The organism is Paraburkholderia sp. D1E (genome assembly GCF_052682275.1).
In genome coordinates this window covers 7057918-7070966 of the sequence record NZ_JBQYMB010000001.1, presented here as the reverse complement: position 1 = coordinate 7070966, position 13049 = coordinate 7057918, and the positions used below count along the sequence as shown (strand labels likewise).

Sequence of the window (13049 nt, the reverse complement as noted above, 5' to 3'; positions counted from 1 at the left end):
CGCTTTTTTTCGAAATGTGTTTGGAACCGGTTCCAGATGCCGATCAAGAGACAGGTTTGAGTAAATTCGACATGGCTGACGCAGTTGATGTAGTGATCGTCGCAAGCGCATTCGGGATGGACGCGGTTCGCACAGGCGGTCATTTGAAGTGGGCCGACGCGAGCAGGCAGGCTGGCGCGGCAGCGTTCGAAGTGCGCCGCGAGCTGTTCGCCAACGAAACCGAGGCGGCACCGCAGGCATTGAGCGCGCTCGGCAAATCGATCGCCGAACTGGGCTTGTGGTCGGTGTATTCGACCCCTGCATCGCTCTACACGTCCGACGGACACCTCGACGCCGACGCACTGCGTCTCGCGCTCGACGAAGCGACGGCGCTCGGCGCGCGATTCGTGAAGCTGCAACTCGGCGGGTTCGCCGCCGAGGCCAATGGCGCGGCGATTGCTAACCACCTGTGCAGTGCGAACCCGCGGCTTGTCGTCGAAAACGGCCAACTGGCCGAGGGCGGCTCGCTCGCGCAATTCGTCGGCCTGTTCGACGCGTTGGCGCGCGAAGGCCGCGCCGGCGTGCTGGGCATGACTTTCGACATCGGCAACTGGGCATGGCGCAATGTCGCGCCGCTCGACGCCGCCGGGCTACTGGCTGCCCACGTCGAATACATCCATTGCAAGACGACGGTGGGCGAGGGCGCACGACGCTTTCCCGCAGCACCGGCCGCTGGCGACACGCAGTTCGCCGCGGTGCTCGACAAGCTGCCGCGCCACGTGCCGCGCGGCATTGAATTTCCGTTCGATGCAAACCGTATCGATGAGGACGCGGCGCACTACGTCGCATGGCTGGCCGCCGCGTAAACGGCGCGCAGGACCTGAGAGAGCAGTAGCCAAAGAAACGCGCAGCCGGAAACTCGCGTGTAGAAGTACACGCAGATCGGTGGAAGCGCAGGCAAGGCAGCACAGGCAAGAACAGGCAGTGAACAGAAACACGCAGGAACATGCAGAAACACGCAGGAGCGAAGGATGAGCAACCCAACCGCAGCACTCGACGTCATCACCTACGGCGAAGCGATGGCCATGTTTGTGGCCGCCGAACCCGGCGCACTCGCCGGCGTCGGGCAATTCACCAAGCGCGTCGCGGGCGCCGATCTGAATGTGGCGATCGGCCTCTCGCGTCTGGGTTTCAAGGTGGGCTGGATGAGCCGGGTTGGCAACGATTCGTTCGGCCAGTACGTGCGCGACACGCTGACGAAAGAAGGCATCGACCAGCGCTGTGTCATCACCGACGAGCGTTACCCGACCGGTTTCCAGCTGAAGTCGAAGAACGACGACGGCAGCGATCCAGCCATCGAATACTTCCGCAAAGGGTCGGCGGCGAGCTACCTCTCGTTGGCCGACTACGCGGCCGACTATGTGCTGTCCGCGCGCCATCTCCATCTGACGGGTGTGGCGCCGGCAATCTCCGCGAGCTCGCGCGAACTCGCATTCCATCTGGCGCGTGAAATGCGTGCCGCCGGCAAGACCATCTCGTTCGATCCGAATCTGCGCCCGACGCTGTGGCCGTCGCGCGCCGCGATGGTCGAAGGCTTGAATGCGCTCGCCGCATTGGCCGACTGGGTGCTGCCCGGCATCGGCGAAGGCGAACTCCTGACTGGTTACACGCAGCCGGACGACATTGCAAAGTTTTATCTCGACCAGGGTGCGCGCGGCGTGATCATCAAGCTCGGCGCGCAAGGTGCGTACTTCCGCACCGCCGACGATGCCGCTGTGATCGCGGGTCAACCGGTCGCGAAGGTGGTGGACACGGTCGGCGCGGGCGATGGCTTCGCCGTCGGCGTGGTCAGCGCGCTGCTCGAAGGCAAGCCGTTCGCGCAAGCGGTCGCGCGCGGCAATCGCATCGGCGCACTGGCGATCCAGGTGATCGGCGATTCGGAAGGTTTGCCGAGCCGCGCCGAACTCGACGCGCTGGAACGCACCGATGTGCTGCGCGTTGCAAGCGTGGCCTGAGTGCGCGTGAGCGGCGCCCTGCGTATTCAGGCATTCCGCCGTTCAGCATCAGCTAGCTCGATAACAGCAAGAGCGCTCGAACAGCGCCCCATGACAGCCCATCATTGTTTTCGGGAAGCCGTTAGCAACTATCTTGCATGAGACCCGAGTAAATGCTTTGCGCCAACTCTGGTCGACCGCTTTGCATGGGACCAGAGTAAGCGCTAAAGCGCTAACTCTGGTCGACAAAGGAGACTCTCATGACTTCATCGCTCGCGATTCGCCGTTGGTGGACGATCATGCCGATCGTATTCATCACGTACAGCCTCGCTTATCTCGACCGCGCGAACTTCGGTTTCGCATCGGCCGCCGGCATCAACCAGGATCTCGGCATCAGCAAAGGGCTGTCGTCGCTGATCGGCGCGTTGTTCTTCCTCGGTTATTTCTTCTTCCAGATTCCCGGCGCGATTTACGCGGAACGCCGCAGCGTGAAGAAGCTCGTGTTCTGGAGCCTGGTCCTGTGGGGCGGTTGCGCGGCGCTGACCGGCATGGTCAGTAATATTCCCTCGCTGATGGTGATCCGCTTCGTGCTCGGCGTGGTCGAAGCCGCGGTCATGCCGGCGATGCTGATTTTTATCAGCAACTGGTTCACGAAGAGCGAGCGCTCGCGGGCCAACACCTTCCTGATTCTCGGCAATCCGGTGACGGTGTTGTGGATGTCGGTGGTGTCGGGCTATCTGGTGCATTCGTTTGGCTGGCGTCACATGTTCATCGCCGAAGGCGCGCCCGCGATCATCTGGGCGGTGTGCTGGTGGTTCATCGTGCAGGACAAGCCGCAGCAGGTGTCGTGGCTCACGCAGCAGCAAAAGGACGACCTCGCCGAAACGCTGCGCGCCGAACAGGCCGCGATCAAGCCGATGCGTAACTACAGCGAAGCATTCCGCACGCCCGCGGTGATCAAGCTGTGCGCGCAGTATTTTTGCTGGAGCATCGGCGTGTATGGTTTCGTGCTGTGGCTGCCCTCGATCCTGAAGAACGGTTCGACGCTCGGCATGGTCGAAACCGGCTGGCTCTCGGCGCTGCCTTACCTGGCTGCCACCATTGCGATGCTTGCGGCTTCGTGGGCATCGGATAAACTCAACCGCCGCAAAGTGTTCGTGTGGCCGTTCCTGCTGGTCGGCGCGGTTGCATTCGCCGCGTCGTACGCGCTCGGCTCCACGCACTTCTGGATTTCGTACGCGTTGCTGGTGATTGCCGGCGGCGCGATGTATGCGCCATATGGGCCGTTCTTCGCGATCGTGCCGGAACTGCTGCCGAAGAACGTCGCGGGCGGTGCGATGGCGTTGATCAACAGCATGGGCGCGCTCGGTTCGTTCGTCGGCTCGTACGTGGTCGGCTATCTGAACGGCGCGACCGGCTCGCCCGCGGCATCGTATGCTTTCATGAGCGTGGCATTGGTCGCTGCCGTGATTCTGACGCTGATCGTCAAACCACAGCAGCAGGCGCAGACCCAGGCCGGCACGCTCGCTACACCGTTGCAAGGAAAATAAGCTGATGAAGAAGATCGTCGCCTGGAAGTCGCTGCCTGAGGATGTGCTCGCGTATCTGCAACAGCATGCGGAAGTCGTGCAGGTCGACCCCGCGCAGCACGACACGTTCGTCGCCGCGTTGAAGGATGCGGACGGCGGCATCGGTTCGAGCGTAAAAATCACGCCGGCGATGCTCGAAGGCGCGAACCGGCTGAAGGCTTTGTCGACCATCTCGGTGGGTTTCGACCAATTCGATGTTGCCGACCTCACGCGCCGCGGCATTGTGCTCGCGCACACGCCGGACGTGCTGACCGAGTCCACGGCGGATACGGTGTTTTCGCTGATCCTCGCGTCGGCGCGGCGGGTAGTCGAACTGGCGGATTGGGTGAAGGCCGGCGAGTGGAAGCACAGCATCGGGCCGGCGCATTTCGGCGTCGACGTGCAGGGCAAGACACTCGGCATTGTCGGGCTGGGACGGATCGGCGGTGCGGTTGCGCGGCGCGCGGCGCTTGGCTTCAACATGAAGGTGCTGTACGCGAATCGCAGCGCAAATCCGCAGGCGGAACAGGCGTACGGCGCGCGCCGCGTCGAGTTGGCGGAGCTGCTTGCTACCGCTGACTTCGTCTGTCTGCAGGTGCCGCTTACGCCTGAAACGAAGCACATGATCGGCGCGGCAGAGTTCAGGTCGATGAAGAAGAACGCGATCCTGATCAATGCATCGCGCGGCGCCACGGTCGATGAACAGGCGCTGATCGAAGCCCTGCAAAACGGCACGATTCACGGCGCGGGGCTAGACGTGTTCGAGACCGAACCGCTGCCGGCCGATTCGCCGCTGCTGAAAATGGCGAACGTGGTTGCGCTGCCGCATATCGGTTCGGCGACGCACGAGACCCGTCATGCGATGGCGCGCAATGCGGCGGAAAACCTGGTCGCCGCGCTCGCGGGTACGCTCGCGACGAACATCGTCAACCGCGAAGTGTTGAAAAAATGAGCTCGCCGCCGCTTGCCGCCGCCCGACGCGCGACGATCACAGACGTCGCGCGCGAAGCCGGTACCGGCAAGACTAGCATCTCGCGCTACCTGAATGGCGAGATGAGCGTGCTGTCGCCGGAATTGCGCGCGCGCATCGAGGCTGCCATCGAGCGGCTCGACTATCAGCCGAACCAGATGGCGCGCGGCCTCAAGCGTGGCCGCAATCGCCTGATCGGCATGCTGCTTGCCGACCTGACGAACCCGTACACCGTCGAAGTGTTGCAGGGCGTGGAGGCCGCTTGCCACGCGCTCGGGCTGATGCCGTTGATCTGCCATGCGGCCAATGAAGTCGAAATGGAGCGGCGCTATCTGCAACTGCTGACCACGTATCGCGTGGAAGGCGTGATCGTGAACGCGCTCGGCGTGCGCGAGGAAACATTGCGGCCGGTAGGCGGCGGGGGGATTCCTGCGGTGCTGGTCGACCGTTCGGTCGATGGGCTCGTCGCCGATATGGTCGGGCTGGACAACCGGGCGGCCGCCGAACTCGGCACGCGGCATCTGCTCGAAAACGGCTTCGACGATATCTGGTTTGTCGTGCAGCCCTTCGAGCAGGTCAGTTCGCGGCAACTGCGTGAGGCGGCGTTTCGCGAGGTGATGAGCGGAGCGGGCGGCGAGGGCCACGAAGACAGGATTAGCGGGAAAGGCGAAGGCGGTACAAACCGCGGAAAGCGTGAAGGCGGCAACGGCGGCGCGCGTGGGCACACGCTGGTGTTGAACCTGACGGAGCCTGCGGCCGTTGAGCGCGCCCTTGCCGAACTGGACCGCGCAATCGATGCAGCCGGCGATCCTGGCGGCGCCATGGCCAGGGCCATGACGACAGGTAGCGCCGCACGCAACACCCTAGATGACGCTACAAGTAACTCCGCAGATGACACCACAGGCAATGCCGCGACCGACGCCGCTCGCAAAGCCTCGGCTAACGCCACCGGCAAAGCCAGGCGCATCGCCTTGTTCGCGGCGAACGCGCCCGTCGCGCTGTGCCTCGCCTTGCATCTGAAAGCGCGCTACGGCGCGGATTGGCAGGCGCGCGTCGCGCTGCTGTCGATCGACGATCCCGAATGGGCCGAATTGACCGGTGTCACCACGATTCGTCAGCCGACCTACGAGATCGGCTACCGCGCGGTCGAGTTCCTCCATGAGCGCATCGAAGGGATTCAAACCACCGCACGCGACTGCCTCTTGCCGGGCGAATTGATCGTCCGCGCGTCAACTTCGCGCTGATCTGCGATCATTCGGGCTGCGGCGCGCAGCGGGTGCGCGCCGGTTATCGCAAGGAAACTCATGGTTGTTGCACCGATTACTCTCTCGAGCCTCGCCGTCGCGACCCTGTTTGTCGCCGCCTTACCGTTCCTGATCTACCGTCGTCTGCGCCGCCCGCTCGCGCTGAATCCCCGCGATGCGATCATCGGCATCGCCATATTCGCGCTGTTCGCCATGGTGATCGAACGCGCGCTGAACGACTACGTGCTGCATCGGAACGAAGCGACCGCCACCTTCCTGTCCAATCCGCTCGCCTTCGTGGTGTACGGCGCGCTGGTCGCGGGTATCTGCGAGGAAGTGGGGCGTTTCATCGGGATGCGCCTATTGCTCAGGCGCGCGGCGGCGAAGTCCGCGTCCGCCGTGGCGGGCCAGGGCGACGGCACAGCACTGACTTATGGCCTCGGCCACGGCGGCGCTGAAGCCTGGCTCGTCGGTGTGCTGGTGCAGATTCAATGGATCCTGTTTGCCGTCTTCGAAAATCGCGGCGAGCTGGATGGCTACCTGAGCAATCTGCCGACCGACTCGGTGATGCGCATCCACCTGATTCTTGCCAGCCTGACGCCGCAGACGGCCGGCATTTTCGCGCTCGAACGGGTGGCCGCGCTGGTGTTCCAGATCGGCTTGTCGGTGCTGATGTGGCGCGGCGTGCGGGCGGGCTGGCGCGGCATCCTGCCGCTCGCGATTGCGCTGCACGCGCTGGTCGACGTGCCGGCAGCGTTGTTTCAGGCGCAGCTCATGCCGCTCGCCGCAGTGGACGGTATGTATGCGCTGGGGGCGGTGATTGTCGCGGGTGGGTTGTTCAGAGTGTTCCGTCGCCCGGCGGTTGCCGCGTAAGCCTGTTGTGAGCCGCTTGTTACACAGACCATCCGTGATTCACTAACTTTCGGCGTACCCTTTCGGTACACCGTTCAGGCTCATCCTTTCGGCACACCTCATGGAAGAAGCTTACCAATACGACTGCGCGAACCCCGAGTTCGAGGAATTGGCGCGCGTCATCAGCGATCTGTTTCCCGAGCAGACGCAGTTCATCCAGCAGGCGGGCGAAGATGGCACGCCGACGCTGGCGATTCGTTGGGTCGCAATGCGTTTCGGTGCGGCCGCGCGCCGTATCGTGATGACCGTGGTGATTGCGCCGACGGCATTGGCGCGTTATCGCGCGTTGCCGGCGCGCTTGCGTGGCCGGAGTTTCGCGGTGCTGCGGGCGTATGTCGAAGCAAGCATCGGCTCGCTCGAAGAGCAGTATGCGAACGGCGAGGCGGTGGCGCGCGACGTGACGGTGGATCTCGGCGACGAGTTTGCCTGAAGCGGTTGATTCAAGACCTTCAGGCCATTGGCTGGAAGGCGGGCCCGGGTGCAGCAGGACTCACCCGCCAAGGGCGGCCACCACTCACCGGCCGTGAGTTCACAAGCCGTCAGCCACCGGCTGCGAATCAATCGGCGAGCCGATAGACCTTCGCGAAGCGTGCGGCCTGCACCACGCCGTAGTCGCCGGGGGCGTACTGCATGATCCAGTCGCCGGCCGCGCCGTGCAGCACGTCGCCACCACTCGCTGAGCGGGCGAGTGAAAACGCTGCATTCATCTGTTTGGCTAGCACGACGGCTGGACGGTTGCGGTATGCACCGGGTTCGCCGTGGGCGAGGGCGGTGTCTTCGGGCAGGTATTTGGCGTCGAACCGTTCACGTGAGACGACCCAGCGGTCGCCGGTCGATCCGGTGATCAGCGCGTCGCCGCTGGCATAGCGGTTCGGGCCTTCCAGGCTCATCAGTTCGCCTTCGGCGGCGGCGAATTCAACGCTCACGGTTTCGTTTTTGACGACGCGCCGGGCGTTTGCATCTTTACTCAGGTCGAGATTTTTGAGTTCGGTCATGAAGCGAGTCGGTGTGGAGATATTGACAACCGCGCCAGAACGTTACGTCCCGACGTACTCGCATCATGCCAGACGCATGTGAAGATCGGCTTCTTTTGCCACTGGCGGCGGCACAAGAACCGGGCGCGCAGCACGGGAACCCGCGCCGCGCGCAATCAGCTACGCAATCAATCGCGCAATTAAGCTCTTAAGGCTTCACAACTGCATCACTTACTCGGCGGCTGCGGCCGGCGCCTTCTTGCTGCTGCCCTTGCCATGGTGGCGATGGCCGCCTTCAGGGCCGCCCTGATGGAACGTCACGTCGGCCAGCTTCTTCTGCTCCGGCGAGAAGCTGCTATACAGCGGATCGAACGCATCGACCAGTTTCTTCATGCCGTCCGCATGCGCTTGCGCGATCGTCGCGTATTGCTTCATGTCGTCGAGTGCCGACAGGTTCGTGTCAGCCTTGCGCTGCTGGAACAACTGCCCCATCGTCTGGCCATTGTTGCGCATGACGTCGGCGAACGCGCTCCATTGCGATTCCTGCGCCGAAGTGATCTTCAACTGCTTGTGCAGGTAGGCGATGCGGTCTTCGACGTTGCGCTCGTGGCCAGCTTTTGCGGCAGGCGCCGAAGCTGCGGCGGCAACCGGTGCCGAAGCCGGTGCGGAAGTTTGTGCGAATGCGCCGCTCATAGCGACTGCGGTGGCCAGCATTACGAGTGCTTTTTTCATCGAAACTCCTGATGTCTGTTCGAATTATGACAAGGCGAGCATGGCGAGCGGCCCAATGCGCGTCGCCATGGCGACGCAAGGCGGCCGGCTGCCCACTTCGCCGTTGCCGCTATTTGTATCACGATATCCCTACAATGCGGCTGCAGTGCGACAAACGCTTACAACCGAAACGAACAGGAAATAGCGGATGGACAAATTCGTCAGCATGGAAATCTTCGTTGCCGTGGTTGAGGCGGGCAGTCTCACAGCGGCTGCCGAGCGTTTTGACATTTCGTCGGCGATGGTGGGCAAGCACATCCGCTCGCTTGAAACTCGGCTTGCGACGCGGCTTCTGACGCGCAGCACGCGCCGTCAGAGTCTGACTGAAATCGGCCGGCAATATTACGAGCAGTGCCGGCGCATTCTGACAGACGTCAAGGAGGCGGAGTCGCTCGCCGAAGCAATGGCAACTGCGCCGCGTGGCGTGCTGAAGGTGACGGTGCCGTTGACGTACGGTGTCGAAGTTTTTGCCCCGGCGATGACCGACTACCTGAGCGCGTGGCCAGACGTGAGCCTTGAACTGGATCTGTCGAATCGCGTGATCGACCTGGTGGAAGAGGGCTTCGACGCGTCGGTGCGAATTGGCCATTTGCCGGATTCCAGTTTCGTCGCGCGGCCGTTGAAGCCTTACCGGATGCGCGCGTGTGCGTCGCCCGCCTATCTGGAACGGGCCGGCACGCCGCGCACGCCGGCCGATCTCATGCAGCACGAATGCCTGGGCTTTCTGCACTGGGGCCGCGAGGGGTTGTGGCGGCTAGGCGGCGAGAACGCGAACGAAAACCAGCTGCGCGCGGGACGGTTCCGGGCGAACAACGGCCAGGCGCTCAAGGTTGCCGCATTGCGCGGTTTCGGGCTGGTGTTGCAGCCGGAGGCGCTGCTTGCGAGAGAGATCGCGAGCGGCGAACTGGTGTCGGTGCTGGAAGACTATCTTCCCGAGGGTGCGCCGGTCCATCTGGTCTACCCACGCGATCGCCGCGCCACGCCCAAGCTCACCACTTTCATCGATTTCGTCATCGGGCGGTTCGGGGTGTGATCTTTCGGCGTTCCCGCCGGCTGCCTGCCGCACGATGCCAAAGACGCGCGATAATCCGCCCACTGCTGACCAACTTCTTTCGCCCTCGATGAGACCTCCGCGCCTCGACCAACTCGACGACCTCGACCGCAGCCTCGTTGCGCTGCTGCAAGCCAACGCGCGTGAGAGCGTCGCCAATCTTGCGCGCCAACTGGGTGTGGCGCGCACTACCGTGATCGCCCGGATTGCGCGGCTCGAGCGCAGCAACGTGATCGGCGGCTATAGCGTGCGGCTCGGCCAGGACGTGCTCGACTCGAGCATCCAGGCGTACGTCGGCATCATCATCGCGCCGAAGTACGGGCCGGCCGTGCAGAAGCGTCTCGGCAAGATGCCCGAGGTGAACTGCTATGCGCGGTGAGTGGTGATTTCGACTATGTCGCGTGGCTGCGTGCCGATTCGCCCGACCGCCTCAACGATCTGCTCGATGAGATCGGTGGATTGGAAGGCGTGGAGCGAACCACGACGTCGATCATTCTTGCGCGCAAGGTCGACCGCGGCATGACGTGATTCCGCTGCCCAGTTTTTACGCTGTTTTTATATGTTTTCGACTTATCGACTAATCAGATCGTCATAATGTCGAAGTTTATGGTCATAGCGCAGCATTTTGCGTGTATGAACTGTTTTTGCTTCTCCCTAAACTGTGTCTCAAGGGTTCAGCCCGCCGGGCGCAGCGCCTAAGCGCCGCGCACTTTCCAAGCTGGAGACAGCACACAGAACAAGGAGAAGCGCATGAAAGTAGCCATTGTTGGCGCAGGTTTGATCGGTCACACCATCGCCCACATGCTGCGTGAAACCGGCGACTACGACGTCGTCGCGTTTGACCGCGATCAGCACGCGCTCGATAAGCTCGCCGCCCAGGGTATCCCGACCCGCCGTGTCGATTCGGCCGACGCCGCCGCGCTGCGCGCCGCCATTCAGGGCTTCGACGCGCTCGTCAACGCGCTGCCGTATTACCTCGCGGTGAACGTGGCCGCGGCGGCCAAGGGCGCGGGCGTCCATTATTTCGATCTGACCGAAGACGTACGCGCCACCAGCGCGATCCGCGCGATCGCCGACGACGCCGATCACGCCTTCATGCCGCAGTGCGGTCTCGCTCCGGGCTTCATCGGCATCGCCGCGCACGAACTGGCAAACCGTTTCACTGAAATCCGCGACGTCAAGATGCGCGTCGGCGCGCTGCCGGAGTTCCCGACCAATGCGCTGAAGTACAACCTGACGTGGAGTGTCGACGGTCTGATCAACGAGTACTGTCAGCCGTGCGAAGCGATCCGCGACAGCCGCACGCAATGGGTGCAGCCGCTCGAAGGCCTGGAGCATTTCTCGCTCGACGGTACCGAGTACGAGGCGTTCAATACCTCCGGCGGCCTGGGTACGCTATGTGAAACCCTGTCGGGCCGTGTCGAATCGCTCGACTACAAGTCGGTGCGCTATCCGGGCCACCGTAACCTGATGCAATTCCTGCTGGAAGACCTGCGTCTTTCGAGCGACCGCGACACGCTCAAGACCATCATGCGCCGCTCGGTGCCCGCGACTGCGCAAGATGTCGTGCTGGTGTTCATCACAGTGAGCGGCATGCGCGACGGCCAACTGGTGCAGGAAGTCTTCACCCGCAAGATATTCGCGAAGACGGTGTGTGGCGTGGCGATGAGTGCGATCCAGATCACCACGGCCGGCGCGATGTGCGCGGTGCTCGATCTGTTCCGCGAGCAGAAACTGCCGCAAAGCGGCTTCGTGCGTCAGGAGCAGGTGTCGCTGCGCGATTTCCTCGCGAACCGCTTTGGCCAGTTGTACGAAGGGCAGTCACTGGATGCGATGGCGACGGTGTAGGCCGCGGCTGTCGCGTTGAGGCTCAAAACCGGGGGCCGTGCGACGACGTGGCAATGGCTGCCGCGAGTAATGAAGCAGGCCTCGCAGAAGGCCGTCTTATGAACGCCCCGCCATGCGGGGCGTTTTGCGTTTTTGCGTTTGAAACGCCCGTGCTACACAGGCAGCGGCGGCAGCATCGCAGACGACGCATACGGGTCGCCTACGATGCGTGTGAGCAACGCTTCGTAATCCGCGTGCGTTGGCGCTGTGTTGTCGAACATCAACAGGTCTTCGCAAATATCACCGCCCGGCAGGAAGCGGCGCTGCCGGTACTCGTCCCAATGCGCGAGTTTGTAGGTGTCGTTCGGATTGCCGCGATCGACAATTCGCTGATGCGCCATCTCTTCCGATGTGGTGACCCACACCACCCGCAGCGCCACGTGCGCGCCGATACCCAGCCAGGCGCGATCGAACAGGCGCCGCTCGCGCACTTCGCGCGATAGGGGCCCGACCACCAGCGCGCTGATGCCGAGTTCGAGATTGTCGCGCGCCGTATCGAGCAGGCCGCGGTATTCGGGATCGCGCAGGTGCTGCAGGAAAAGCGGGCTGTCGCGGTCGTTCGGATCGCCGGTCAGCATGGCCATGGCGGCCGCGCTGTAGCCGCCGAACAGCGTATCTTTATCGAGCAGGCAGAAGGGCGACGCGCTCGCCTGCATGAGCGGGCCGATCAGCTTCTTCGCCAGGGTGGTTTTGCCGGTGCCTGCGTGACCGCAGAAGAAAACCAGATGCGTCACGCAGACGTGTCCTCGGGCGGCGTGCCGGCATGCTGCGGGTCACGCGCGAATTTGCCGCTCGCTTCCAGCCACATCACATTGATGATGCCGAAGCCCAATGCCACACCGATGCCGAGAATCCAGGTGAAATACCACATTGCAGTCTCCTTGATCGTATGTCCGGCGAGGCCGGCGATGAAGCGTGGCGCATAGCCGGCACAGAGAAGCACCTGCTGGCAGACAAAAGTGGCACGCGGAGGATCTGAGGGTAAATCCGCAGCGCGCAGCGCCCACAACGCAGCGCTTTGCAGCGATCATGAAGAAGAATACGGTCCTGTGCAAGAGGGGACGCGGAGTCTGGTCGTTCGGCCGGGATGGCGCAATGCGCCTATAACAAGAGCAATACCAGCAATAACACGGGAGACCCAGCATGCCGATGCGCCAGCACTTCCACTGCAAAGCCGCGTTGCTTGCGCTTGCCATCGCGTCGTTCGCCGGTTGCGCCGCCACACCTGCCGAACCCGTCCCGTTCAAGGAGGTGCCGCAAGCGCGCATCGTCCAGCCCGGTTATACGCAGCCCGGAACCGGCCTCGTTGCGGTGGATGTGCGGCGCGAACGTTCCCGCGACGTTATCGTCCGGTTTCGCGATGCCCTGGTGTATATCGACGGCGAGCAGGTCACCGATCTGATGAACGGCGAACATGTGGTCTTCTATCTGAGCCCGGGCGTGCACCGCATCGGCGTCTCCACGCAATTCGACCCGGTCGTGGAAATGCGCTTTACAGTCACGGCCGATACCCACTATACGAACCGTGCGTCGATCATCTTCGGGGAAGATCACCGCGTCGCTTTGCGCAGGGTTGCGCGATAGCGGAGCGCTTTAACAATTGGATACATGACGGTCACGCGCAGCCCTTAACATGGCGGCTGTCGTGTATTCGTTCATGCAGATCCGCCGCCGGGCTTACGCGCAGTGCGAAGCCGGC

The 13049-nt window shown here is 63.0% G+C and carries 14 protein-coding genes and 1 pseudogene; 11 read left to right on the top strand and 4 right to left on the bottom strand.

Going from position 1 to position 13049, the window contains the following annotated elements:
• The first annotated feature begins 71 nt into the window (after window positions 1-71).
• The 7 genes from ACUN0E_RS31855 (at window position 72) to ACUN0E_RS31825 (ending at window position 7097) form a co-directional block, all read left to right on the top strand.
• The gene (locus tag ACUN0E_RS31855; RefSeq protein ID WP_445570558.1) at window positions 72-845 is read left to right on the top strand and encodes a sugar phosphate isomerase/epimerase; all 774 of its coding nucleotides are present in this window, start codon (window positions 72-74) and stop codon (window positions 843-845) included.
• Window positions 846-1010: 165 nt separating this feature from the next.
• The gene (locus ACUN0E_RS31850) at window positions 1011-1994 is read left to right on the top strand and encodes a sugar kinase (protein ID WP_445569070.1); all 984 of its coding nucleotides are present in this window, start codon (window positions 1011-1013) and stop codon (window positions 1992-1994) included.
• A 239-nt stretch (window positions 1995-2233) separates the two neighbouring features.
• Window positions 2234-3523: an MFS transporter gene (locus ACUN0E_RS31845; RefSeq protein ID WP_408223347.1), complete on the top strand. Its 1290-nt coding sequence runs from the start codon at window positions 2234-2236 to the stop codon at window positions 3521-3523.
• Window positions 3524-3527: 4 nt separating this feature from the next.
• Window positions 3528-4493 (top strand): 2-hydroxyacid dehydrogenase, encoded by a 966-nt coding sequence (locus ACUN0E_RS31840; protein WP_445569069.1) that lies wholly within the window; start codon window positions 3528-3530, stop codon window positions 4491-4493.
• Window positions 4490-5755, top strand: a complete 1266-nt coding sequence (locus tag ACUN0E_RS31835; RefSeq protein ID WP_445569068.1) for a LacI family DNA-binding transcriptional regulator — start codon at window positions 4490-4492, stop codon at window positions 5753-5755. Before ACUN0E_RS31840 ends, ACUN0E_RS31835 begins: the two co-directional genes overlap by 4 nt.
• Window positions 5756-5815: 60 nt before the next feature.
• Window positions 5816-6628, top strand: coding sequence for a YhfC family intramembrane metalloprotease (locus ACUN0E_RS31830; RefSeq protein WP_445569067.1), 813 nt, complete (start codon window positions 5816-5818; stop codon window positions 6626-6628).
• Between the two features lie 100 nt (window positions 6629-6728).
• Window positions 6729-7097: a DUF3022 domain-containing protein gene (locus tag ACUN0E_RS31825; protein ID WP_408223339.1), complete on the top strand. Its 369-nt coding sequence runs from the start codon at window positions 6729-6731 to the stop codon at window positions 7095-7097.
• Between the two features lie 127 nt (window positions 7098-7224).
• Here the strand turns inward: ACUN0E_RS31825 and ACUN0E_RS31820 are convergent, their stop codons facing one another.
• Together ACUN0E_RS31820 and ACUN0E_RS31815 are read right to left on the bottom strand one after the other, a co-directional pair.
• Complete coding sequence (locus ACUN0E_RS31820; protein WP_408521230.1) at window positions 7225-7662, bottom strand: PGDYG domain-containing protein; 438 nt, start codon at window positions 7660-7662, stop codon at window positions 7225-7227.
• Between the two features lie 210 nt (window positions 7663-7872).
• Entirely contained in the window at window positions 7873-8373 is a 501-nt protein-coding gene (locus ACUN0E_RS31815; RefSeq protein WP_445569066.1) for a Spy/CpxP family protein refolding chaperone, read from the bottom strand.
• Window positions 8374-8560: 187 nt separating this feature from the next.
• Between ACUN0E_RS31815 and ACUN0E_RS31810 the strand changes: the two genes are divergently transcribed.
• The 3 genes and pseudogenes from ACUN0E_RS31810 (at window position 8561) to ACUN0E_RS31800 (ending at window position 11311) form a co-directional block, all read left to right on the top strand.
• Entirely contained in the window at window positions 8561-9445 is an 885-nt protein-coding gene (locus ACUN0E_RS31810; protein WP_445569065.1) for a LysR family transcriptional regulator, read from the top strand.
• Window positions 9446-9533: 88 nt separating this feature from the next.
• A pseudogene (locus ACUN0E_RS31805) lies at window positions 9534-9991 on the top strand (Lrp/AsnC family transcriptional regulator).
• A gap of 222 nt (window positions 9992-10213) precedes the next feature.
• Window positions 10214-11311 carry a saccharopine dehydrogenase family protein gene (locus tag ACUN0E_RS31800; RefSeq protein WP_408223329.1) on the top strand — a complete coding sequence of 366 codons (1098 nt, stop codon included), beginning with the start codon at window positions 10214-10216 and terminating at the stop codon, window positions 11309-11311.
• 152 nt (window positions 11312-11463) lie between these two features.
• On the opposite strand, the gene ACUN0E_RS31795 is transcribed toward ACUN0E_RS31800, so the two are convergent.
• On the bottom strand, window positions 11464-12084 hold the full coding sequence (locus tag ACUN0E_RS31795) for an AAA family ATPase (protein WP_408389018.1): 621 nt from the start codon (window positions 12082-12084) through the stop codon (window positions 11464-11466).
• A complete protein-coding gene (gene cydX / locus ACUN0E_RS31790) occupies window positions 12081-12221 on the bottom strand; it encodes a cytochrome bd-I oxidase subunit CydX (protein WP_408510271.1) in 141 nt (46 codons plus the stop codon). Before cydX ends, ACUN0E_RS31795 begins: the two co-directional genes overlap by 4 nt.
• 272 nt (window positions 12222-12493) lie before the next feature.
• Here cydX and ACUN0E_RS31785 point away from each other — a divergent pair, with 272 nt between their 5' ends.
• Window positions 12494-12934 carry a hypothetical protein gene (locus tag ACUN0E_RS31785; RefSeq protein WP_445569064.1) on the top strand — a complete coding sequence of 147 codons (441 nt, stop codon included), beginning with the start codon at window positions 12494-12496 and terminating at the stop codon, window positions 12932-12934.
• The last annotated feature ends 115 nt before the right edge of the window (window positions 12935-13049 follow it).